Source organism: Halomonas marinisediminis (assembly GCF_004347715.1).
Taxonomy (GTDB): domain Bacteria; phylum Pseudomonadota; class Gammaproteobacteria; order Pseudomonadales; family Halomonadaceae; genus Halomonas; species Halomonas icarae.
Window position 1 is genome coordinate 102,886 of record NZ_SLTR01000008.1, and the last position, 23,519, is coordinate 126,404.

The following is a 23,519-nucleotide window of genomic DNA, read 5'->3' on the forward strand; positions in this document are numbered from 1 at the left end:
TCATATTAGCGAAATGGGGAGGAGCGTGGAACCTGGCCGCCATGCGGGAACTGTCCCAGACTACGGGCAGTGCCCTTGGCCAACTGGAGGATCCCATGCGCCAACCGATCATCGCCGACAACAAGCCGAAGAAGGTCATGCTGGAGAAGGGCAAGGAGTACGTCTTCTGCCGCTGTGGTCGTTCCGGCGATCAGCCCTTCTGTGATGGTTCGCATCAGGGCACCGGTTTCACACCGCTGGTGTTTACCGCCGAGAAGGACGGTGAGGCGTATCTATGCCGCTGCAAGCAGACCGGCGATGCTCCCTACTGCGACAGCACTCACCAGCAGTTCAGCAGGGAACAGGTGGGCCAGGAGGCACCGGATCCCGATAAGGTGAGCGAAGCCAGTGAAGAAGATAATGACCGGATGCCCAGGGCCAAGGCCACCGAGGAGGAGCCCACGGTAGCGCTGATTCATCGCCTCGCGCGGGAGGGGCTCGATGGGGTGGGTCCCCATGGCCCCATCGATGCCATGGGCGTGCCGCGTCATACTCTGCCCCAATGGGACGACCTGCAGCTGATGGTGGCGCAGCTGGCGACCCAGCCGCTGCTCGATGATACCCGAGTCGATACCCGACTGGTGGTCGGCCCCGCGGCAAAAAAGCCGCTGACTCTCGACATGCCGCTGCTGGTCTCCGACATGAGCTTCGGGGCGCTCTCCGAGGAGGCCAAGATCGCCATGGCACGAGGCGCCGAACGCGCCGGCACCGGCATCTGCTCCGGCGAGGGTGGCATGTTGCCCGAGGAGCAGGCCGAGAATTCCCGTTATTTCTATGAATTGGCCAGTGCTCGATTCGGCTTCGAGGAACGCCTGCTCGAGAGGGTCCAGGCGTTTCACTTCAAGGGCGGCCAGGCGGCGAAGACAGGTACCGGTGGCCATCTACCCGCCGGCAAGGTGTCGGCGCGGATCGCCGAGATCCGCGGCTTGAGGGAGGGCGAGCCCGCCGTGTCGCCGGCGACCTTCGAGGACCTGCACACGGTCGATGACTTTCGCCGATTTGCCGATCGCGTGCGCGAAATCACCGGTGGTATTCCGATCGGCTTCAAGCTCAGTGCCAACCATATCGAGCACGATATCCAGTTTGCCCTCGACGCCGGTGCCGACTATCTGATTCTCGACGGCCGTGGTGGTGGTACCGGGGCGGCGCCCTTGATGTTCCGTGACCATATCAGTGTGCCCACCATTCCGGCCCTGGCGCGTGCCCGCCGTTACCTCGATGATGAGGGAGCGAGCGGTCGCGTGACCCTGATCGTTACCGGCGGCCTGCGCCTGCCCATCGACTTCGTCAAGGCGCTGGCGTTGGGAGCCGACGGGGTCGCCATCGCCAACAGCGCGATGCAGTCCATCGGCTGTGTGGCGGCTCGTATCTGCCATACCAACAACTGCCCGGCAGGCATCGCCACCCAGCGAAACGATCTGCGACAGCGTCTCGATGTCGACAGGTCTGCCGCTCAGCTCGAACGCTTCCTGCGCGCCTCGATGGAGCTGATGCAGGTAATGGCGCGGGCCTGTGGTCACGACAGCCTGGCCGGCTTCGGGCCTCGGGACTTGGCGACCTGGAAACGTGAGATGGCTCTGCTCAGTGGTGTGCGCTATGCCGGTGTCATGGATCTCTAGTGAAGCCCTAGTCGAGATAATACTCGATGGTGGTGACCACCCTGACGGTCTTGATCGGCTGCTGCTCCTCGGGAATTCCTGCCGCCTGGTCACGGGCACGAATCTCGAATACCCCCTGATTGGCGCGACGCAGGGTGCCAATGTCGGCATTGGCATCCCGGGCAAATTGCTCCGCGGACTCCCGGGCGGCAGCGGTGGCTTCGGCGATCATGGTTGGCTTGATCTCGTTGAGGCGATTGAACAGATAGATCGGACCGCTGGGGCCGTAGTCCGATGAGAGGACCACCCCGGCGTCGAGCAACTCGCCCACTGCCTGGGCCGTGTCACGAATGCGCTCAATCTCCGTGCTGCGCACCATCAGGGTCTGATTGATGATGAAGCGTGGCTCGGTATCGCCGCTGCGATAGGGGTTGGCGGCGGTGTCGTTGACATTGAGACGCTGAAGCTCCACCTGCTGAGCATCGATATCGTGACGCTCGATAAAGGCGAAAATGGCCTCGCGGCTGACGCGGGCCTCTTCGCGAGCTTGCTGCAGGGTCGTGCCCGAGGCCACGAAGTGCAGCGGCCAGAGGGCGAGGTCCGCCTCGACCTCACGCTCGGCGAGTCCCTTGACGGTGACGTAGCGGTCGCCGGTCCGCAGATCGGTAAGCCCCTCGCCAATCAATGAGGCCGCCACGATGGTGGCGACGGCGAGTACCAGGGCAGGCAGTACCTTCATGATGATGACTCCTGTGCGTCAAGATGACACCGAAACGATCTGCAACTCACGATGCCCCAGGCACACCATAAAAGAAAGGAGGCACCCATATGGGTGCCTCCTTTTACCACTTCACGGAACCTCGGTCGTGGCTCAGCCGTTATGGGTAACGGTCGCCACATTTGGGGTGATGACGCCCTGTTCACGGGCCATGGCATAGGCGGCTCTGGGGCCGGCCCAGAGTGAGGGCAGCAGTACCAGCGAGACGGGTATCGCGGTGATCACGATAAATTGCTGGAGTGCGCCGATCTGGCCGGCGCCCATATGTAGCAGAATACCAGCCATCACCGCCATGGCGAGACCCCAGAAGGCGCGCACCAGCGGGCTCGGCGCGTCGTGGCCGGCGCATACCACGGCGATGGCGTAGCTCATGGAGTCGCCGGTGGTCGCCACGAAGATGCTGGTCAGCAGCAGGATGGCCAGCGCCATCAGGGAGCCGCCCGGCAGTGCCTGAGCAACGGTCAGGGTGGCGACATCGAACTGGAAGTTGTTCAGCGCCTCGGTGAGATCGATCGCCCCGATCAGCTGATAGTGGATGCCGGAACCGCCGAGCAGGGTAAACCAGAGGGTGGTGGCAACCGGCGCCATCACCGCCACCGCGAGGATCATCTCGCGAATGGTGCGGCCGCGGGAGATGCGTGCCACGAAGATCGCCATCAGTGGTGCGTAGCCGATAAACCAGGCGAAGAAGAATACCGTCCACCACTGCATCCACCACGCCGGCGCGGTTTCGGCGCTCATGGTGGCCATGGTGAAGAATGATGAGAGGTATTCCCCGAAGCCCTGACTGAAGGCGTTGACCAGATACAGGGTCGGACCGGCGACCAGAATCACCGCGGCAATCGCCAGTGCCAGGAAGACGTTGAAGCGCGACAGGATCTGGATGCCCTTGTGCACACCGGTCATGGCCGAGGTGATGTAGACCCCCGCCAGCACCACCAGAATGCCGAGCTTGGTGCCATACCCTTCGCTGATGCCGAACAGCTCATGCAGGCCGAAGCTCACCTGGGTGGCGAGAAAGCCGATCGGGCCGACGGTGCCGGCGACCACCGCGATCACGCAGCAGGCGTCGACTATGCTGCCAAGTGCGCCGCGCATGACCCGCTCGCCGAAGACCGGATAAAGCAGGGTGCGGGGTTGCAGTGGCTGACCCTTCACGTAGTGGGCATGGGCAAGCACGATCGCGCTGAGGGTTCCCAGCACGGCCCAGGCAAGAAAGCCCCAGTGCATGAACGACTGGGCCAGGGCGCCGGCAACGGCATCGGCGGTGCCTGGTTCGGTATCGAAGGCCGGTGGTGTCACCACGAAGTGGTAAATGGGCTCGCCGGCGGCGAAGAAGACGCCACCTCCGGCCAGCAGGGTACACATGATCATCGACAGCCACTTGAAGGTGCTGATCTGCGGGCTGTCCATGTTGCCAACCCGGGCGCTGGCGGCGGGGGAGATGGCCACGCCGATCGCGATCATGAAGGTCAGCAGCAGCAGTAGCTGGAAGTAGGTACCCAGCGTCGTGGCGGTCCAGGCAAAACCGGCACTGATGCTGTCGGCCACCATGTCGATGTCGTAAAGCGAGAGGCCGACGAAGGCCACGATGAAACCGACAGTAAGCAGCAGAACGATGGGATCGCCCAGACGCGAAAACGCCGAGTTCCCGGCGGATGCAGGGGCAGTGTTGGGAGGCATGAGGGGATTGCTCTAGTTGCGAGAATTTTGGCACCGAGGGGGGGGGCGCCGACTAGAACGACGGAATACTAACAAGAGTTGACTTATAAGTCTAAAGGGGGTTGCTGCCAGTCCTGTACCTCTGGGGTCCCGGACACCGCGAGGTGCTGTCGATACCGGTCTGGCCTCAAGGTTCGCTGCGGAGCCTGGGAGTGGGCGTGAAAGTGTCGAATAGTTACTTAAAATTCAATATGATATGCCAAAAACAACAAGGCCGGAATGGCTGCGCCGCCATGCCAGGGTTCCTGGCTGGCGGCGACGCAGGCTATCGAGGGGTCGAGGGGGCGGGTCGGCTCGGCAGGGGATAGCTGCCTGGGCGCAGGATCCGGGTATCGACATCATGGATATCCCGCAGGCCGCATAGCGCCAGGGTGGTATCCAGCTCCTTGTGGATGATGCGCAGGGATTCACTGACACCCTCCTGGCCCAGTGCCCCGAGCCCGTAAGGCCGGTGGGGACGAGCGCCAGCGGCAGGCTCACTCGCTCGCCGAGCATCTCGCTCTCCAGGCGGCGATTGCTCATATCCACCATTACGCGTTGGCGAAGCCCGATGCTTGAGAAGTCGTTGGCATTGGCCCGGTAGGTGCTTTCGGTCCAGGCGCCGGAGTCTACATAGTCGTAGAACATCCTGGGCACTCGGCGCCGTGCCAGGCGCTGTAGATCGTCGATGCAGGTAATGGTCGGCATGCTGAGTCGTCCCTGGTCTCAGAGGGTCAGTGGGTCAGTGGATAAAGCGCACGTAGAGATACCCCAGCGAGAGCAGCACCAGGGTGGCGATGGCCAGCAGACTCCAGGCATTGATAAGCCGCGAGGGGCGTTGCTCAAGGGGCACGCTGGTGCCATTGGCGGTGAAATGGTTGAGCGCCGCCAGAATGGGGCTAAGCAGGAAGGCCGACACCATCACGAAGTCCATGAACAGGCGAAAGCTGCCCATCAGGGTGAAGAGGATCAGGATGGCAAGCAGCGACAGACCAAGCATGGCGACCAGGTAGGCATGGCTTCCCTCGACCCTGCGCGTCTCCTCCTCGATCTCATCGGGGCGGGTAATGGCATGGTAGGCGGCGGTCATCATGCGCGGGAAGCCGTCCAGCACGGTGAGCAGCGTGGTCAGCATCACAGTGAAGGCGGAGATTCCCACCACAACGCCGCTCCACTCACCCAGGGTCGAGGTGTAGAGGCCGACGACTTGGCTGGCGAAACCCACCGCACCGTCGGCCGGGGTGATGCCCTGACTATGCATCACCCCGGCGCCCATGATCACGAAGCATGCGGCAAGGATCGCGGCGCCGATATAGCCGATATCGAAATCGAGCTTCTCCGCCTCGGTGTCGCAGCGCTCGCCACGGGTCTTGTTACGAGCCTCCGACCACAGCGAGTTGAGGATCGCCAGAGTGATATCCGAGGGCATCAGGCCCAGCACCGCCACCAGGGTCACCAGCGTGGCGGCGCTGTAGAGCGGCGAAGCGGCGGTGGCGGGATAGAGACTCCAGTCGACCATCGGCCACGCCGCCAGCGTGGCCAACAGGGTGGTCAGGGTGAGAATGACGATAAACACCTTGTTGACCCAGTCCAGCATTCGGTAGCCGCCGGTATAGGTGAGCAGGCAGCCGCCGGTGATCAGCACGGTGGCGATAGCCGGAGCACTCAGGTCCAGTGACAGCAGGGTGCCGGCCAGGCCCGCCGTGGTAATGGCGATGGCGGCGATGATGATCGCCAACATCGGCAGCTGTACCAGGGCGAAGAGCGCCACCACGTGCTTGCCGAACGTCTGGCGATAGCCCTCGATCAGCGACTTGCCGGTGACGCTGACATAGAAGGGGCCGAAGAAGAAGGTGGGGTACTTGATGAGGATCGCCAGCAGGATAAACCCCAGCAGGCCGATGCCATATTCGGCTCCGGCACGGGTCGCTTGCACCACATGGGAGGTGCCGATGGCAGCCCCGGCGAAAAGGAAGCCGGGACCGAGGGCCGCCAGGTATTTGGCAGGGACGAAACGAGCGGATGCCGCGGAGGACAAGGGTTGATTCATGGCATGGCCTGACTGCTGATTCGGGGGCAGATGTAAGGTCATGTTGGCCGTTCAGGCACCGAGCTCGGCAACGGTGGCGCGGCTCAGACGGCCTCGGTCGCCAGACCGGCTATCGACCAGGCGGTAAGCAAGGCCAAATACTCTACTCAATTTAGCTGCAGGTGAATATGATTGCTTGACTAACATTCCTTGTGGTTTCGGCATGCTGGCGTCATAAGCCGTGAGGGGGGATGACCTGCCTGTCTCGCGTCTCCATCGTTGCTTCAGGTATCGGGTTTCGTTCCAATAGCAGCCTTGTCTTCATACGTTAAGTCTTCATTCGTTAAGTCTTCATTGAGGAATCATTGTGCCGGATGCCCGACCTGCCGTTCCTGAGTTGACGCTCTACCGCGCCCTGAAGGATATCCATTGGCAGCTAAGTTTCGATCCGCAGTCGTTTTCTCGCGGACAAGCCTATGCACAGCAGGGCAAGGTGCGCAATCGCCCACGTATTGAGCATGAGGGAGCGATGCTGGTGCTGCGAGCTCAGGTAGATGGCAGCGGGCGTAGCCGCTATCTCACCAGCCTGGCCGTGGATCCCGACAACCCCGAGATGGGGGTGATCAGCGACTGCAGCTGCCCGGTGGGGCGCCAATGCAAGCACGCGGTAGCGGTGATCCAGTGCTTTATCGATGCCAGAGAGGCCGAGGGCATACCGTCGGAGGATGATGCCGGCATGCTGGAGCAGCGCTGGGAGGCGTGGCTAGCCGAGCTCCAGTCGCCACTTGGCGGCAGGCGATACGTCGAGGAGCTCGAGGAGGATCATCGCCTGGCGCTGTTCCTGGATGTTGACCCAAACCCTCGCTCGCCGGCGCTTCAGGTATCACCGGTCTGGGTGCGGCCCACCAAACGACGCGCCCGCGGCAACGGCTGGGTGAAGCCACGACCCATCAATGTGCGGCGCGGTGGGGGCCTGACGCCCAGGCCACCTCAAGGCCTTGCCTCCGATCAGGAGGAGGCCCTGGAGCTACTGATGCTCGGCGAGCAGCGCCGCCAGCTTTCGGGCTCGGGACAGGAGTATGCCTGGAGTTCGGTCACCCACGCCTTTCAGGCACGGGCGCTATGGTCACTGCTGGAGAGCGCCGCACCGCCGCTGCTGTTCTATCCCAAGCAGACCGGCGCCATGCTCGATACCGGCCCGGCCGCTCGCCTGACCCTGGCCTGGGAGCCCGATGCCGACGGCAACCAGCGTCTGCGTGCCGATACCGAACCCGCCGAGGTCATCTCCGATGCCGCTGTCATCGTGCGCGCCGGTGCCGAGCTCTGCTATCTCGATGAGCGTCGCGGGCGTTTCGGGCGTCTGGAGGGCGACCCCGGGCTGCTGATGCGTCTGCGCCACGCGCCCCCGCTGCCCCCGGAGATGAGTGGCTGGCTCAACGAGCGCTTGCACGCAGCGCCTGGCCTGGCGGAACGGCTTCCGGCACCTCAGAAAATCGAGGAATACACCCTGGAAGGCGTCGCCCCGCGTTTAAAGGTCACCATGCAGATTGGATCCGGGCAGCTGGGCTATCGTGATGGCGCCATGGTTCCCCGCTGGGTCGAGGTGGGGGCCGCCGTGGTGAGCTTCGACTACGATGGCGTCGAGGTGCCGCCGGAGCCGGGCGAGAGCATTCAGGCCTTTCGCGATGGGCAGCGACTGACCGTGATGCGCGACTCCCAGGCGGAGTTGGCACTGGTGAGGTCGCTTCCCCCCGGCATGGTGACCCTGGAGCGCCTGCAGCAGATCGAGGCGGTGCCCACTTACCTGGAGCTGCCCGAGTGGACGCTGCTGCTGCCTCTGGAGGGTACGCCGCCGGCCACTGCCGCCGAATGGCCCACACACCTGGCCGGCCCCGACGAGTGGTGGGAGATGATCGCCAGGCTACGCCAGGCCGGTTGCCTGGTAACGTTCGACGACGACTTCCCCGAGGAGCCGACCTACGTCGAGCCGGACGACTGGTACGGTGAGCTGGAGCCGGCGGGCAACGGCTGGTTCGATCTGGCGCTGGATATCGAGGTGGAGGGCGAGCGCCTCAACCTGCTGCCGATTCTGCGCCGTCTGTTCAAGGATCCTGAGTTTCCGCTGGAGCCCGCCGAAGACGAAGCTGACGACGCCACCTGGACGCTGATCCTGCCGGAGAACCGCCGCCTGGTGATGCCCCTTGCTCGGCTGCGTTCGCTGATGGCGCCCATCCTCGACTGGCTGGGCGACGAGAGCGATCCGGAGGCGGCATTGCGCCTGCCACTGACCGCCGCCGAGAGGGTCGCGCCGTTGGCCGAGCATGAGCGCTGGGCGGGGCGCGAGGATGTCACCGACCTGGCCCGACGCCTGCGTGCGTTACCCACCAGTCTGCCGGCGCCCCCTGGCTTCGCCGGCGAACTGCGCGACTACCAGGGCCGTGGCATCGCCTGGATGCGCTTTCTCTCGGAGCTCGGTACCGGTGGCATCCTGGCCGACGACATGGGGCTGGGCAAGACGATACAGGTGCTGGCACACCTGCTCGATGAGCGCGCCCGCGGTGCGTTGGCAGGTCCTAGCCTGGTGGTCGCGCCGACCAGCCTGGTGGGTAACTGGTGCGCCGAGGCGGCACGTTTTGCCCCCGAGCTCAAGGTGGTGGCCCTGCAGGGCGGCAAGGCCCAGCGTGAGCGGCAGTTCGACGCGGGGCTGGCGGATGCCGACCTGGTGATCACCACCTATGCGCTGCTGATCCGTGATCTGGAGCGTCTGCGCGACTATCGACTCGGATTGCTGGTGCTCGACGAGGCTCAAGCGATCAAGAATGCCGCGAGCCAGACCGCCCGTGCGGTGCGCCAACTCGACGTCGAGCGCGCCATCGCCATGACCGGCACCCCCCTGGAGAACCATTTGGGTGAGCTATGGGCCCAGCTCGATGCCGTGGCGCCCGGGGCGCTGGGCAGCCAGCAGTGGTTCGGCCAGCGCTTCCGCACGCCGATCGAGAAGGAGGGTGATGTCGCACTGCGTCAGCGCCTCTCCCGGCGCATCGCACCGCTGATGCTGCGCCGAACCAAGCAGCAGGTGCTGGCCGAGCTGCCCGAGAAAACCGAGACTCGCCGCGAGGTCACCCTGAGTGGCGTCCAGCGCGAGCTCTACGAGAGCTTGCGTCTGGCCCAGCACCAGCGGGTGCAGCAGGCGGTGGCCGAGCGTGGCCTGGCGGGCTCCGGCATCGTCATGCTCGATGCGCTGCTCAAGCTGCGCCAGGTGTGCTGTGATCCACGGCTGGTCAAGCTGCAGAGTGCGCGCAAGACGAAGCGCTCGGCCAAGCTGGAACAGCTGCGCGAGCTGGTGGCGCCGTTGGTGGAGGAGGGCAGGCGAATCCTGATCTTCTCCCAGTTCACCGAGATGCTGGCGCTGATCGGCGAGGCCCTGGAACACGACCACATTCCCTTTACCACTCTCACCGGCGAGACGCCGGGCAAGACCCGAACCCAGCGGGTGGCGCTCTTCCAGCAGGGCGAGATCCCGGTGTTTCTGATCAGCCTCAAGGCCGGCGGTACCGGCCTCAATCTGACCGCCGCGGACACGGTGATTCACTACGACCCCTGGTGGAATCCGGCGGTAGAGGCCCAGGCCACCGGCCGTGCCCACCGCATGGGGCAGCAGAACCCGGTGTTCGTCTACAAGCTGGTGTGCGCCGGCACCGTGGAGGAGCGCATCCTCGATCTGCAGGCGCGCAAGGCGGATCTAGCCGCCTCCATCCTCGAGGGTGGTGCCGAGCACAGAAGCGATGGTCCGCTGTTCGACGAGGAGGATCTGGCGCTACTGTTCGCGCCGGTGGCGTAACTTCATGATCTCGATCAGCCCATGAAGGCAGAAGGTGATTGATGGCATATGCAGGAATATGCTGACTCCTGCTATCGGCTTATTTACCAATGAGCGAACAAGGGTCTGCACGGACTGCACCCGGCTGGTACACCTCAATGAGATCTGATGGAAACGGCACAGGAAGGTATTGTGGTCCTACAGGACAGGCGTCTGGTCTATCTAAATCCGCGCAGGTGCGAAATGACCGGGTACACGAAAGAGGAATTGGACAGATCATTGCTTACAGCTGAATACGCTCAGGGCTGTGTCATCGATTTCCTGGCAGGCATTGCGGCACGAGCCTAGACTTCAAGAGCGAGCACACGAGCTAGCACCTGCCCCTTTTCTTGCCGCCTCCAGCGGCCGTTGCTACAGGCGCTCTCCCGATAAGGCCCGCCTTTCCCTCCGGTGCCATGCGTGGAGACCTGCCACAACCTGTCGTACCGCTTTGGTCTTGCCGCTGGTACGGGGATCGGAGACACCCCTGCCGGTGCCTGGCCCGACAGGACAATAGCGAGGCAAGAACCATGAATCCCCATGCGACAATTCTTAGCCCGAGGGACCACACATCGCCCCTGTCGGTCGTCGGTGTAGACGTTACCGTGCTGATATCGAAAAACGAAGCCAATGGCCGGGAAATCACCCTGCAGCGGGGTGACGAAGGCGTGGGTCCACCACCACACAGCCACCCCTGGGACGAAAGCTTCTATGTGCTCAAGGGAGCCGTTCACTTCTCGGCCGGCGACCAGTCAGCGCTCTGTGATGCTGGAACGCTGGTCCACGTGCCCGCCGGCGCGGTACATGCCTTCCACTTCGCCAAGGGTGGCGGTGAGATGCTCGAGATCACCGAACAAGGCCAGGCCGTGGCGATGTTTCGCGCCGTGAATGCGCGGGTGTCCCCTGGCTCACCGGATCTGCCCACACTGCTCGAGGTGCTGGATCAGCACGGCGTCACGGTGCATGGCCCCGAGGGAGCCTGATCCTAAACGGCGTCTTAGTCGCGGGCGTTCCTGGCGTGGACAAGAGGCGCTCCGGCACGAGCCGCGGTGATCTGAATGGCACCAGAGCGTAGGGGAGCGGGCACCCCGATACGCTTAACCTCATCGAAACGCTGCTAGAGCATCCCGAGGGCGCTTTCGGTTGCGCCGAAAAAGTTGCTGAAAATGAGACGGGCGTACGGAGCCAATGGTGATGCCTTCGATCTCGAAAAGGCGCGTGATGCCTTGACGGCCTCTTTTCGGGTCGCCGAGTCGATATCCAACAGGGGGACCCGCCTGGCCGTCATCACCAATATCACCTTTTACCGTACGTTTCTTGAGCTGTACCACGAGCAGCCCTGTGAAAGCGTCGCTCCATTTATCGAGCTCCTACAGGAAGTGCGCTTGGAGGGACCGGATCAGTGTTTACGGAGGTCGCTGCTGACGGCAACGACCTTCCACTCCGTGGATTCGGCATGACGCCCGGCGCCAGAGCTGGGATAATGCGCGGTTACGCTCGTTCACGCTCAACGCTCTGTCGGTGCCTCATGGAAATCAAGGTCAACTATCTCGACAACCTCCGCCTGGAGGCCAAGTTCGACGACTTCACGGTCATCTCCGACCAGCCCATCCGCTACAAGGGTGACGGCTCGGCGCCGGGGCCCTTCGACTACTTCCTGGCCTCCTCGGCGATGTGTGCGGCCTACTTTGTAAAGGTCTACTGCAACGCCCGGGATATTCCCACCGAGAATATTCGGTTGTCGCAGAACAACATCGTCGACCCCGAGAACCGTTATAAGCAGATCTTCCGGATTCAGGTCGAGCTGCCCGAGGACATCTCCGACAAGGACCGCCAGGGTATTCTGCGCTCCATCGATCGCTGCACGGTGAAGAAGGTGGTGCAGACCGGCCCCGAGTTTCAGGTCGAGGCGGTGGAGAACATCGACGAGGACGCCCAGGCCCTGCTGATGGGCGGTGAAAAGAGCAAGGCGCTGGGCGATGAAGAGGGCGGCGGCACCTGGATCGAGGGCAAGGACCTGCCCCTTGAGCAGACCATCGCCAACATGACCGGCATTCTGGCCGACCTGGGCATGAAGATCGAGATCGCCTCCTGGCGCAATATCGTGCCCCACGTCTGGTCCTTGCATATCCGCGACGCCGCCTCGCCGATGTGCTTCACCAATGGCAAGGGTGCCACCAAGGAGAGTGCGCTCTGTTCGGCGCTGGGCGAGTTCATCGAGCGGACCAACTTCAACTTCTTCTATAACGATCAGTTCTTCGGCGAGGAGATCGCCAACGCCGAGTTCGTTCACTACCCCAACGAGAAGTGGTTCCTGCCAGGGCCCGACGATGCCTTGCCGGAGGGCATCCTCGATGCCTACTGCCGCGAGATCTACGACCCGGAAGGGGAGTTGTGCGCCTCGAACCTGATCGATACCAACTCCGGCCGGGCGGATCGCGGTATCGTTGCGCTGCCCTTCGTGCGTCACTCCGACGGCGAGACGGTCTACTTCCCCTCGAACCTGATCGAGAACCTCTACCTCAGCAACGGCATGAGCGCCGGCAATACCCTGGCCGAGGCCCAGGTGCAGTGCCTCTCCGAGATCCTCGAGCGAGCGGTGAAGAAGCAGATCATCGAAGAGGAGATGGTGCTGCCCGACATTCCTCAGGAGGTGCTGGCGCGCTACCCCGAGATCGTCGAGGGCATCGAGGCGCTGGAGGCCCAGGGCTTCCCGGTGCTGGTAAAGGACGCCTCCCTGGGCGGCCAGTTCCCGGTGACCTGCGTGACCCTGATGAACCCCAAGACCGGTGGCGTGTTCGCCTGCTTCGGTGCCCACCCGAGCTTCCATGTGGCCCTGGAGCGGACCTTCACCGAGCTGCTGCAGGGTCGCAGCTTCGAGGGCTTCAACGACTTTCTGCCGCCCACCTTCAACTCCATGGCGGTCACCGAGCCCAATAACTACGTGGAGCACTTCATCGATTCGTCCGGGGTGATCTCCTGGCGCTTCTTCAGCTCCCGCTCGGAGATCGAGTTCTGTGACTGGGACTTCACCGGCGGCGGCACCTACAGCAACGAGGAGGAGAGCGCGGCCCTGTTCGGCATCCTCGAGGAGATGGGGCTGGAGTCCTATGTCGCGGTGCGCGAAGAGCTCGGCGCGCCGGTGTGCCGCATCCTGGTGCCTGGCTTCTCCGAGGTCTATCCGGTGGAGGACCTGGTGTGGGACAACACCAATATGGCCCTCGGCTACCGCGAGGATATACTCAACCTGCACCGCCTGAGCGACGGTGAGCTCGCCGATCTGCTCGAGCGCCTGGAGGAGAGCCAGCTCGACGAGCATATGACGATCATTTCGCTGATCGGCATCGAGTTCGACGAGAACACCATCTGGGGCCAGCTCACCATCCTCGAGCTCAAGTTGCTGATCAATCTGGCGTTGGGTCAGCATGAGGAGGCGCTGGAGCGAGTCGAGATGTTCCTGCAGTACAACGACAACACCGTGGAGCGCAATCTCTTCTATCAGGCGGTGCAGGCGGTGCTTGAGGTCATGCTGGATGACGAGCTCGAGGTGAACGACTTCCGCTATAACCTGGGGCGGATGTTCGGCGAAGAGACCATCGAGGCGGTGATCGGCTCGGTGAACGGCAGCGTGCGCTTCCATGGTCTCACCCCAACCAGCATGGCGCTCGAAGGGCTGGAGAAGCATCAACGCTTGATCGAGAGCTACCGAAAGCTACATGCCGCTCGCGCCATCAAGGCCGGCATGCGCCCGCAGGACGTCTATGCTCCGGCGGATGCCTGAACGCCGCCGGGTCTCCGCCAGCGATGCGCCGCCGCACAACAGCGTGCGGCCAATGGATATAGGGGGACGTCTGCTCCGTTGCTGACTATCCTTTAAGGGATAGTCGTGCTTCGACGAGACAACGAGCAGGTGGTCGCCATGTCCATGGAGCGAGTGAAACAGTATCTCGATGACCAGAACGTCAGGTATTCGATTCTCCAGCACTCTCCGGCCTATACCGCGCAGGAGATTGCCGAGTCCGTCCATGTGACGGGCAGGCACTTCGCGAAGTGCGTAATGGTGAAGATCGATGGGCGGCTGGCGCAGGCGGTTCTGCCGGCATCCGACCGGGTGGACCTGCAGCAGATGGCACGCTCCGTCGGCGCCATGTCCGTTGAGCTTGCCGAAGAGGACGAGTTCAAGGACAGCTTCCCGGATTGCGAGGTGGGGGCGATGCCACCCTTTGGCCATCTTTTCGGGATGGAGGTGTTTGTTTCCCCGCATCTGACCGCCGCCGACCGTATCGCTTTCAATGCCGGCAACCACACGGGCGTCATGCAGCTCTCCTATGGGGATTTCGAGCGGCTCGTGAATCCCATTGAGGTCGCATTGTGATGACGCTGGCTTAGCCTGCATCGCTCATTCGCGTTAAGTGAATGATATCGCCCCCGCGTCGGTTATCTGACGTGGGGGCGATGCGTTGAGGGGGCACGAGCCGGTGGGCGATTGGTCCCCTGAAAACATCTGGTATGATCGTTTCAAATAGATGTTTGAAACCTTGGTGGCATTACCCGTGACAGCCTCCCGACGGTCACGGAGCGAGACGTGCCTGGTTTTTCGGGCGACTCGCTTGTCACCGCCACGACCAAGGATGCGCGATGCAGCTTTCCCTTCGAATCCTGTCGAAGTCGCTCCTGCCGCTGGCGGCCCTGCTGCTGTTGACCCTACCGCTGCTGGCCGGGTGTCAGGATCAGGGGCCCGAGTCATCGGTGGCGGACTCACCGCGCTGGGTCAAGACGGCCCCGCTGACGGCGAGCTCGGCTCCCACGCTGTCGCTTACTGGCGTGCTGCGTGCCCGCTATGAAACGCCCATGGCCTTTCGGGTCAGTGGTCAGATCGCCACGCGCCACGTCGATGCCGGGCAGCGCGTTAAGCAGGGCGAGGTGCTGTTCACCCTCGACCCCAGCGATCTTGAGGAGTCACTTGCCGCCGCCCGAGCGGAGCTTGCCGCTGCCGAGGCGGCGCTGGATGTGGCCGAGGCCGATCTGTCTCGCGACCGACAGCTGTTGAACAAGGGGTATCTCAGCCGCCAGGCCTTCGAGCGTGCCGAGCTGGGAGTACGTGAGACGGCCACCCGTCGAGAGGCGGCGAGTGCCAGGGTTACTCAGGCGCGTAACGCCCTGGATCATGCGAGCCTGCGTGCCGAGGACGATGGTGTGTTGATCGATGTCAGCGGCGAACCGGGGCAGGTGGTCGGCGTCGGTCAGGCGGTCGCCAGGCTGGCCCAGGAGGGGCCGCGCGAGGTCGAGGTCAACTTTCCCGCTCGGTCGCGGCCGCCCCAGACGGGCGAACTGTTGGTGGGGGAGAAGCGCATTACGTTGATCCGACGTGAGGTGGCGGGAGCGGCCGACCCGGCCAGCCGTACCTGGCGAGCCCGTTATCGACTGGAGGCGCCGCTGGAGGGGCGTAGCCTGGGCGATGTGGTCCAGACACGCTTTATCCTGGCGGAAGCCGCATCTCAGACACGTTTCCAGGTGCCGGTGGCGGCGCTGGATGAGCGCGGGGAGGGCCCGAGGTTATGGCAGATCGTGGAGGGGGAGGCGCAGCCGCTGCCGGTGACGCTGGAACAGGTAACCCGTGATCACGCCTGGGTCAGCGGTGACGGGCTCGAGGCCGGGGAGGTGGTGATCAGCCTGGGGACCCACCTGCTCACGGCAGGCATGGCGGTGCGGCCGCTGGACGAGAAGGAGGCGCCGTGAGCTTTCCCAACCTTTCGGCGCTGGCGGTTCGTGAGCGGGCCGTCACACTGTTCTTCCTGGTGCTCGCGCTGCTGGCGGGGGCCTATGCCTTCGCCTCCCTGGGACGAGCCGAGGACCCAGACTTCACCGTAAGAGTGATGATGGTCTCAACGGCGTGGCCCGGTGCCTCGCCGGAAGAGATCCAGGAGAGCGTGGTGGATCCGCTGGAGAAGCGTATCCAGGAGGTCGACGATCTCTACCGCATCGAGACAACCATCCGCCCCGGGCGCGCCGATCTCAAGGTGGAGTTCGAGGATACCGTGCCTGGCGAGGCGATAACCGAGCGCTTCTACCAGGTGCGTCGTCGCATGCAGGATGCCGCTCCCACACTCCCCGACGGCGTGATGGGGCCGATGATCAACGAGGACTTCGGCGACGTCTACTTCTCCTTGGCAGCCTTGACCGCGCCCGGCATGCCGATGCGTGAGCTGCTGCGCGAGGCCGAGGAGATTCGGGACCGGCTGCAGCGGGTCGAGGGGGTCAACAAGGCCGAAGTGCTGGGGGAGCGTCAGGAGCGCATGCATGTCGACTTCGACCTGGCTCGGCTGCAGAGCCTGGGCATCTCCCCTGACGCCGTCTTCTCCGCCATTCAGGCGCACAATCGACTGCTGCCGGCCGGGCGCATCGATACCCAGGGGCCACGCCTCTATCTGCGCCTGACCAATGACCTGTCGGACCCCGAGGCGCTGGCCGATGTGCCGATCCGTATCGGAGAGCGGCTGATTCGCCTGGGCGATATCGCCGACATCTCCCGCGGCTACGAAGATCCACCCGGCTATCTGGTGCGCGCCTTTGGCGAAGAGAGTCTTCTGCTGGGGGTGGTGATGGAGCAGGGCGTCAATGGTCTCGCGTTTGGCGACCGCCTGTACGCCTTCTGGCAGCAGGAGCGCAAGCGCCTGCCGCTAGGCATGTCCCTCGAGGTGATGACCAACCAGGCCGATGCCATTGCAGGAGCCGTGAATCTCTTCCAGGTGAAGTTTCTGGTCGCCGTGCTGGTGGTGATGCTGGTCACCATGCTGGCGGTCGGGTTGCGCGCCGGCATCGTGGTGGGGGTCGCCATTCCGGTCACGCTGGCGCTGACCTTCGTGACGATGCTGGCGATGGGGATCAATCTGGACCGCGTCACCCTAGGCGCTCTGATCATCGCCCTCGGGCTGCTGGTCGACGATGCCATCATCGCCCTGGAGATGATGATCGTGAAGATGGAGGCGGGCTGGAATCGGCTCGATGCGGCCACCCACGCCTGGAACGTTACCGCGGCACCGATGCTGTTCGGCACCCTGGTGACGGTGGCAGGCTTCGTGCCGATCGGCTTTGCCCAGTCGGCCGTGGGCGAGTACACCGGCAATATCTTCTGGGTGCTGTGTGTATCGTTGTTGCTGTCGTGGATCGTGGCGGTGGTCTTCACCCCCTACCTGGGCGTCAAGCTGTTGCCCGAGCAGAAGGCGGCCCATGGCCAGCACGAGGCCTACCAGTCACGGGGCTATCGTCGCCTGCGCGGGATCATCAGTGGCTGTGTACGCTATCGCAAGAGCGTGGTGGCGCTCACGGTGGTGCTGCTGGTGGCGGCCGCCGCCGGCCTGGCCGTGCCGGTAGAGAAGCAGTTCTTCCCAAGCTCCGACCGACCTGAGGTGCTGGTCAGCGTTTATCATCCCCAGGGCACGGCGATCGGCGCCACCGATGCGACGACGCGACGCCTCGAGGCGCTGATCGGCGAGGCCAACGGGGTGGAGTCACTCTCCGCCTACGTCGGGGCCGGTGCGCCGCGCTTCTTTATCTCCGCCAATCCTGAACAGCCGAATCCGGCGTTTGCCAAGCTGATCGTGGTGACCGAGGGAGTCGAGGCGCGGGAGCGGCTGATCGAAAAGCTCAATGACCATATCGCCGCCGGTGACTTCCCCGAGGCGCGAGTCCGCGTGCAGAAGCTGCTCTACGGGCCACCGGTCGACTGGCCGGTCAGCATTCGTGTGCTGGGCGATGACCCCGATCGCCTGCGCGAGATCGGCCATCAGGTGCGTGAGACAATGGCTGACCATGCCGCCACACGCGACCCCCATCTGGAGTGGGACGAGCGGGTCCCGCGGTTGCACCTGGCGATCGATCACTCTCGTCTGCAGCTGCTCGGCCTGACTCCGGACGAGGTGGCGCGTCAGCTGCAGTTCCAGCTGGATGGCATGACCATCACCGAGCTGCGCGACGGTATTCGCCTGGTGCCTGCCGTGGGACGTGGGGCGATGATCGATAACGTCGACCTGCAGAGCCTGGAGATCCTCAACCGCGATGGGCGGCGCATACCGCTGGCCCAGCTGGGCGAGCTGGAGACCGTCTTCGAGGAGCCCGTGATCCGGCGTATCGACCGCCAGCCGTTCCTGGCCGTCAATGCCGAGATCGAGGATGCCCAGCCCAACGACGTGACCCGGGAGGTCTGGCAGGCGCTCGGCGAGCTGCGCGAACGCCTGCCAGTCGGCTATCGGCTGCAGATCGGCGGCTCGGTGGAGCAGTCGACCAAGGCGGAGGCCTCGATTCAGGCCCTGCAGCCGTTGATGGTGGTGCTGATGCTGATCTTCATCATGCTGCAGATGCGCTCCTTCGCAGGAACCTTTATCGTCATGGCGACGGCCCCGCTGGGGCTGATCGGGGCGGTGGCCGCACTGCTGCTGTTCAACCAGCCGTTCGGCTTCGTGGCCACCCTGGGGCTGATCGGCCTGGCGGGGATCCTGATGCGCAATACCCTGATCCTGACCCAGCAGGTGGCGGATAACGTCAGATCCGAGATGACGATGCGCGATGCCGTGGTAGAAGCGGCCGTGCAGCGGGCCCGCCCGGTGGTATTGACCGCGCTGGCGGCGATACTCGCCTTTATTCCGCTGACCCTGGACAGCTTCTGGGGGCCACTGGCCTATGTGCTGATCGGTGGCGTGGCCGTCGGCACTCTGATCACCCTGTTCTTCGTGCCCGCGCTCTATGCGCTGGGGTATCGTATACCAGCACCCCCAGCCACTATCCGACAAAGCCCTGCTTCAGCGTGATCTCGTTCGACACCGAAGAGCCGAGCCGGTCGGTGCGGTCGAACCAGGCTTCTATCACCATGGTTTTGGCGCCCTGAATGATGGTGTCGAGGAAGAAGCTGCCGTCGGACTGGATCGCGACGACCCGCCAGTTCGGGCCGCCTTCCGGTCCGTCGGTCAACATCCTGATCCGGGCAGCCAGCGGCTGATCCTCGGCGAGATCGATGGCCGTATCGGTCAACACATGCAGTTTACCGTGCACCACGACCCTGCCCTGGAACCAGGAGCCCTGTAGCAACTCGAGGTTCGTGCGGTAACGCGGGCGAATATGGTAGAAGCAGCTGCCCCAGATCTCATCGGCTTCCTCGGCCCGGCGCCATGCCGTCAGCAGAAAGCCACTGTCATTGTTGCAACCCGGCCGAACCACCGCATCATCCAACTCCAGTGTGCAGTTGAACACCCGTGCCTGGCCCGACGGAATCGCCTGCTCGCGCGGCGAAATCGTCAGCTTCGACCCGTAGGGCAGGTCGCTTGGAACCAGGGCGGCGATTTCGGTGCCAACTCGGTCATTGTGGACCTGCATAAGGAAGTTGATCGGCAGGTAGGGCGAGCTGGTCAGTGCCTCGAAGTCAAAAACGTTCTGCTGTGCGTTGTTGTTCTGCAGCTTCACGTCGTCGGAGGCCAGCGCCACCGTATCGCCCGTGGCCGGATCGACCTCACTCGGTACTGTCCAGTCGATAATCTCCATCCTCATGCACTGGTGCACATTGGTGGCGTTATCGACCTGCCAGTCGAACACGGCGATCTCGTTGGTGCCTGGTCCCACTTCCGATATCACCTGGGTGCCGCGATTGACCCAGCGTCCGTCATCGCCCGCCCCCGGAGGATCGCAGACGAACCAGCGGACCTTGACCTCTTCGGCACGAACGTTGCCGGCATTATGGACGCGTGCCACCACATAGTGCGGCTCGACACCACTGCTGGGAAAGCGCACGGTTTCCCCCTGATCGGTCGGCGTTCCCACGGGATAGACTCGGGGTACCGTCGGGTCCGGATTGTCCCCCGGCCAATCGATCCAGATATCCGGACTCTTCCAGCTCGGCACGTGGTCCTGGAAGTAGAGATCGATGTACTCGGCCTGCTCACGCTCGACACGCACCCGGTAGACCGGGATTGACCCGCGCACCGTGCGAATGTCGGCGACCTCGGCCACACACCCCTTGACCGGAAACTCGGGGGCGGTCGCGAAGTCCCAGGTATCGTTGATTGCCCGCAATTCGGTGCCGTCATTGAGAAGATGCACGGAACGCCGGTAAAGGCCGTTCACCGCCCAGTGCCGATCGGAATTCGGGTCGAGCCCGTTGGTGGCAATCACCGTCGGTTCGGGGCTCAAGTTCTGTGAAAAGTTGGCGCCTTCGGCCCTGAGCTCGAGAAATGCGGTAACACCGCCGTCGCTGCCCAGATTCAGTTTCATTAGCTGACCGATCGGTACCGACCCACCGACTTCGTTGCGTACGTCGTTGCGCATGGCGTTGTCCCAGTACTCCACGGGGACAAGCCAGGCTTCGGTCACCGAGGTGCCCGTGGGCGAGGGGAGGTCAACGAAGATCGTGCGATTTACATTCGGATCCGGATCGTCGGCGATCCAGCCCATCGCCCACTTGGACCAGCCGCAGAAATGGTGGAAGTTCGTATTGCCTCCCGCCATCATCGCCCAGGGATCCACGTAGTCAACGTCGTCGCGATACCCATTGGCCGAATAGAGATCCGGCAACCCGATTGCATGCCCGATCTCGTGGGCCATCACGCCTGCCTGGTTGGTCATTTGCGGATTGTTGAAGGCGTTGAATCGCTGACCGATGATCCTCGCGGTGCCCATCTGCACGGGATCCTCCCCGCCGGGCGGGTTCTGGTCAGTGGCATAGTGGCTCCGAGCGTACATGCGCTTGCTGCCGAAATCGGCCGGCTCGTCGCAAGCCCATTGGTCGGCAGGCGGTATTCCGGCATGCGGCGCGCCGACATGCGCAATCATCATCACGTCGAAGTTGTCGAACATCGATTCGACCGTACTCCGGTTCCATGCGGTAGTCGCCCGGATGTGGTCGAGCACCGCGGTAAAGGTGTCGTCGGCCAGATCGACGGCGTGACGCAGCGCGTTGGAGTTGTTTGGCCCACTCTCGCTACCCGGATTTGGGCTGGCCGTATCCCAGCCCGTACCCGCCAGTTCCGAGCTTGAGAGTCGCTCGATGGTGGCGAGCTGGCCGCCGGTATCGGCGGTAAGGTTTACCCCGACAGTAATCTCCTGAGCGACGGCGTCGAAATCCGTGGAGACGGAGGTATTGAAATAGGCCATGGTACCACCGATGCCTTCGCCGGCATCGGCTTGGGCCGCCCGCAGGCATTCACGGAAAAATGCGCTGACGGCACCGCTGGAATCCATCACCCCCGGGGTGCTCGCCATCGAAAGGCCAAGCGCGGCGAGGGGGGCCGCCGGCATCGCCGGCCCAGTTACCGATATCTGTCCTTTCTGGGTGGCGGCGCCACCGGCTGATGTGATCCTGAATCGGCCTTGTGCACGCCCGAAGGCGGTATCGGCGCTGGAGGTGCGTATTCTGCGGAATTCGACATCCTGGATCAGTACGGGGCTACCCGTGATCGTGGCCTCGGCGGCACGGATCGCATTGGTCAGCAGATCACCGAGATCTCCAAGGAAGCCGGCCATGTCACCGCCTTGATTCACCGTCAGGGTAGTGGCCGGAAAGTTCAGCGTCAGGACATGGCTGTCGCCGGTCTGGGTCACTACCGCCAGCTCCAGTGTTTCTGTGCCGTCAAAGGTCAGTGAAATTGGGAAGTTGCCAAGATTGGCGCTGCTCCACATCGCCGCGAAGGGCAAGTCGTAGGTCTTGACGGCACCCGCGCGCGGATTGGCCTGCATCTCGAACGCTTCGGTCCCGTCGAGAATCACGGGGTCTGACCAATCCGCGGGCATCACCGCCTGCAGACCGCCTGCCCTGAAGCCGTCCCACCAATAGCTGGCTTGGGGCTGGGGAAGCACCAGCGGCTTGCGCGCGCCGCCGATATCATGCCCGAAGACGGTGAAGTTGATGGCCATCTCGCCAAAGCTGGTTTCATCGTAGTAGTCGTCCACGGTCGCGAAGATCTTGGCCGAAACCTGGTCGACCAGCTCGGTCATATCGGTATCGCCATAGGTCTGACCACCGTCGATCACGGGGAAAATGCAGATCTGTAGCGTCGGGTTCAGCGCCGCACGCGGGTTCCTGCGTCCCCAGTAGGTAACCGAGGGGGCCGGCACCGGGACCAGAGTGCCGAAATCATCCGGCAGCCGTGGCTTGAGTTGCGCCACATAGTCGGCGACCCGCCATGCTTCGACTTGTGCCGTTCGGGGTAGGTGAATCAGCAGGTTCTGTGTGTGACTCTGCCCTTCGGAAATCTCTGCCCCGGCACGGTCGAGGCGGCGTTCGAACTGCACATTCAGCCGCCGGTCCAGAACGGCCATCCGTGTTGCCGACGCGCTGAGCGCGACAAGGTGGCCCCCAGCCCGATGAAAGCGGTGGACCGTGAAACCGACCTTGGCCGAGTGGCGATCGCCACAGGGCTCATCATCGCCGGGGTCGTTGGGATCGCGCGGTCGATCATCGTCTTCGCCAGTGCCGGGCCCACACTTGCAGTCGCAACCGCAGCGCTTGAGTAACGTCCTGAGCAGGTAGCATATCCGTGCCAATGGGTCGGCTTGTCGAGCCGTTACCGCGGGCAGGGCAGCCCGCATATCCAGCGTCCTGATCAGTCCACCTTTCCGAGCGATTACCAGGTGTGTTCCATTGGCCACGGCCGCCGCCGTCACCCGATCAACGTCCAGGCGATGAATGTCGATACCGCCCCGCTGGCTATCTTCCCCGGTCAGGATGAATCGTAGTTCTCCCTTGTGGCGGCCCATCAGGATGTTGTGACGCGCCGGGTCCAGTGCGCTCAGATCGCCATCGAGCTCAAGCGTGCCGAGCGTCTTGGCAAGACCGGTGCGCCTGTCGACCTCCATCAGCACCTTGCCTTTCTCGGGTGCTGTTACATGCAGCATCAGTTTCCGTCTCAACACCACGATCTCGTTTATCGGGCCCTCCGCGCGTTCTGCGACCCGTTTAATGCGTGGTTGTGCCGAGAGGCCTTTCGCAGTGGGGCAGCCCGGAACTGGTCGGAAATCGATCGACCAGGCCTTTCCATAGCCATCAATGGCATAAAGCAGCAGTGGCGTAGCGCCGCCTGGGGCATATGCTTTTACGATTGTCGCGTCGAGTTTTGTCTGGATCAGCGTCTCGCTATCGTCACCCAAGGCGTCAAAATCGAAGACCGAGAGCGTCTTTCTGCCGAATTCCGCGACAAAAAGATCATCGGGGCCAAACAGGACAACTGGACCATCACCTGCGGGCCCACTGTCGTCAGGACCATTGCCGTGAGTGCCCCCTGGCCGGCACCACCCCGCAATGTCGGCTTTTCCCCCTTTCTTGATGGCGCGGTATCCGGACTGACGAACTGCTTTCGACTTTCCACTGGACTTGGTCATGACGGAAACCTCCATCAATATTAGGAATCTAGCGCAGGAAGGTGTGAGTTATTTTGTAGGGAAAGTTAAAGCGTAGTGAGCAGTGTGATTATTTGCTAATAATTTTGGAGTAAGTCTAAACAGTCATGGGGTTTGTTGGTCGTCTTTATTTTT

Annotated in this window: 13 protein-coding genes and 1 pseudogene; 8 read left to right on the top strand and 6 right to left on the bottom strand. The window is 63.2% G+C overall.

The features are described from left to right. Positions 1–95 precede the first annotated feature (95 nt). Positions 96–1,658 (top strand): glutamate synthase-related protein, encoded by a 1,563-nt coding sequence (locus tag E0702_RS08025; RefSeq protein WP_132042619.1) that lies wholly within the window; start codon positions 96–98, stop codon positions 1,656–1,658. A 7-nt stretch (positions 1,659–1,665) separates the two neighbouring features. Here E0702_RS08025 and E0702_RS08030 read toward each other — a convergent pair whose 3' ends face one another. The 5 genes and pseudogenes from E0702_RS08030 to E0702_RS08045 all read right to left on the bottom strand — a co-directional run bounded on the left by E0702_RS08030 (position 1,666) and on the right by E0702_RS08045 (position 6,166). Beyond that, positions 1,666–2,376 (bottom strand): SIMPL domain-containing protein, encoded by a 711-nt coding sequence (locus tag E0702_RS08030; RefSeq protein WP_132042621.1) that lies wholly within the window; start codon positions 2,374–2,376, stop codon positions 1,666–1,668. Positions 2,377–2,508: 132 nt separating this feature from the next. Next, positions 2,509–4,098 carry a BCCT family transporter gene (locus tag E0702_RS08035; RefSeq protein WP_132042623.1) on the bottom strand — a complete coding sequence of 530 codons (1,590 nt, stop codon included), beginning with the start codon at positions 4,096–4,098 and terminating at the stop codon, positions 2,509–2,511. A 304-nt stretch (positions 4,099–4,402) separates the two neighbouring features. After that, positions 4,403–4,567, bottom strand: coding sequence for an alpha-hydroxy-acid oxidizing protein (locus E0702_RS20140; RefSeq protein WP_368816786.1), 165 nt, complete (start codon positions 4,565–4,567; stop codon positions 4,403–4,405). A gap of 38 nt (positions 4,568–4,605) precedes the next feature. Next, positions 4,606–4,824: pseudogene (locus E0702_RS20145) on the bottom strand (alpha-hydroxy-acid oxidizing protein); the annotation flags it as partial. A gap of 34 nt (positions 4,825–4,858) precedes the next feature. Continuing rightward, entirely contained in the window at positions 4,859–6,166 is a 1,308-nt protein-coding gene (locus E0702_RS08045; RefSeq protein ID WP_132042627.1) for an NRAMP family divalent metal transporter, read from the bottom strand. 346 nt (positions 6,167–6,512) lie between these two features. Between E0702_RS08045 and E0702_RS08050 the strand changes: the two genes are divergently transcribed. The 7 genes from E0702_RS08050 (at position 6,513) to E0702_RS08080 (ending at position 18,811) form a co-directional block, all read left to right on the top strand. Then, positions 6,513–9,986, top strand: coding sequence for a DEAD/DEAH box helicase (locus E0702_RS08050; RefSeq protein WP_132042629.1), 3,474 nt, complete (start codon positions 6,513–6,515; stop codon positions 9,984–9,986). A gap of 147 nt (positions 9,987–10,133) precedes the next feature. Next, positions 10,134–10,313, top strand: coding sequence for a PAS domain-containing protein (locus E0702_RS20150; protein WP_132042631.1), 180 nt, complete (start codon positions 10,134–10,136; stop codon positions 10,311–10,313). A 221-nt stretch (positions 10,314–10,534) separates the two neighbouring features. After that, positions 10,535–10,987: a cupin domain-containing protein gene (locus E0702_RS08060; RefSeq protein ID WP_132042633.1), complete on the top strand. Its 453-nt coding sequence runs from the start codon at positions 10,535–10,537 to the stop codon at positions 10,985–10,987. A gap of 545 nt (positions 10,988–11,532) precedes the next feature. Beyond that, the gene (locus E0702_RS08065) at positions 11,533–13,785 is read left to right on the top strand and encodes an OsmC domain/YcaO domain-containing protein (RefSeq protein ID WP_132042635.1); all 2,253 of its coding nucleotides are present in this window, start codon (positions 11,533–11,535) and stop codon (positions 13,783–13,785) included. A gap of 138 nt (positions 13,786–13,923) precedes the next feature. Continuing rightward, positions 13,924–14,379: an aminoacyl-tRNA deacylase gene (locus E0702_RS08070; RefSeq protein ID WP_132042637.1), complete on the top strand. Its 456-nt coding sequence runs from the start codon at positions 13,924–13,926 to the stop codon at positions 14,377–14,379. Positions 14,380–14,642: 263 nt separating this feature from the next. Beyond that, on the top strand, positions 14,643–15,743 hold the full coding sequence (locus tag E0702_RS08075) for an efflux RND transporter periplasmic adaptor subunit (RefSeq protein WP_132042639.1): 1,101 nt from the start codon (positions 14,643–14,645) through the stop codon (positions 15,741–15,743). Beyond that, positions 15,740–18,811 carry an efflux RND transporter permease subunit gene (locus E0702_RS08080; RefSeq protein WP_132042640.1) on the top strand — a complete coding sequence of 1,024 codons (3,072 nt, stop codon included), beginning with the start codon at positions 15,740–15,742 and terminating at the stop codon, positions 18,809–18,811. Before E0702_RS08075 ends, E0702_RS08080 begins: the two co-directional genes overlap by 4 nt. Here E0702_RS08080 and E0702_RS08085 read toward each other — a convergent pair. Further along, positions 18,783–23,366: an immune inhibitor A domain-containing protein gene (locus E0702_RS08085; protein WP_132042642.1), complete on the bottom strand. Its 4,584-nt coding sequence runs from the start codon at positions 23,364–23,366 to the stop codon at positions 18,783–18,785. The genes E0702_RS08080 and E0702_RS08085 overlap by 29 nt on opposite strands. Between the last annotated feature and the right edge of the window lie 153 nt (positions 23,367–23,519).

Excerpts from the sequence above, each read along its gene's own strand:
- E0702_RS08025 (WP_132042619.1), top strand. The coding sequence starts at position 96 with ATGCGCCAACCGATCATCGCCGACAACAAGCCGAAGAAGGTCATGCTG.
- E0702_RS08030 (WP_132042621.1), bottom strand. The coding sequence starts at position 2,376 with ATGAAGGTACTGCCTGCCCTGGTACTCGCCGTCGCCACCATCGTGGCG.
- E0702_RS08035 (WP_132042623.1), bottom strand. The coding sequence starts at position 4,098 with ATGCCTCCCAACACTGCCCCTGCATCCGCCGGGAACTCGGCGTTTTCG.
- E0702_RS08045 (WP_132042627.1), bottom strand. The coding sequence starts at position 6,166 with ATGAATCAACCCTTGTCCTCCGCGGCATCCGCTCGTTTCGTCCCTGCC.
- E0702_RS20150 (WP_132042631.1), top strand. The coding sequence starts at position 10,134 with ATGGAAACGGCACAGGAAGGTATTGTGGTCCTACAGGACAGGCGTCTG.
- E0702_RS08060 (WP_132042633.1), top strand. The coding sequence starts at position 10,535 with ATGAATCCCCATGCGACAATTCTTAGCCCGAGGGACCACACATCGCCC.
- E0702_RS08065 (WP_132042635.1), top strand. The coding sequence starts at position 11,533 with ATGGAAATCAAGGTCAACTATCTCGACAACCTCCGCCTGGAGGCCAAG.
- E0702_RS08070 (WP_132042637.1), top strand. The coding sequence starts at position 13,924 with ATGTCCATGGAGCGAGTGAAACAGTATCTCGATGACCAGAACGTCAGG.
- E0702_RS08075 (WP_132042639.1), top strand. The coding sequence starts at position 14,643 with ATGCAGCTTTCCCTTCGAATCCTGTCGAAGTCGCTCCTGCCGCTGGCG.
- E0702_RS08085 (WP_132042642.1), bottom strand. The coding sequence starts at position 23,366 with ATGACCAAGTCCAGTGGAAAGTCGAAAGCAGTTCGTCAGTCCGGATAC.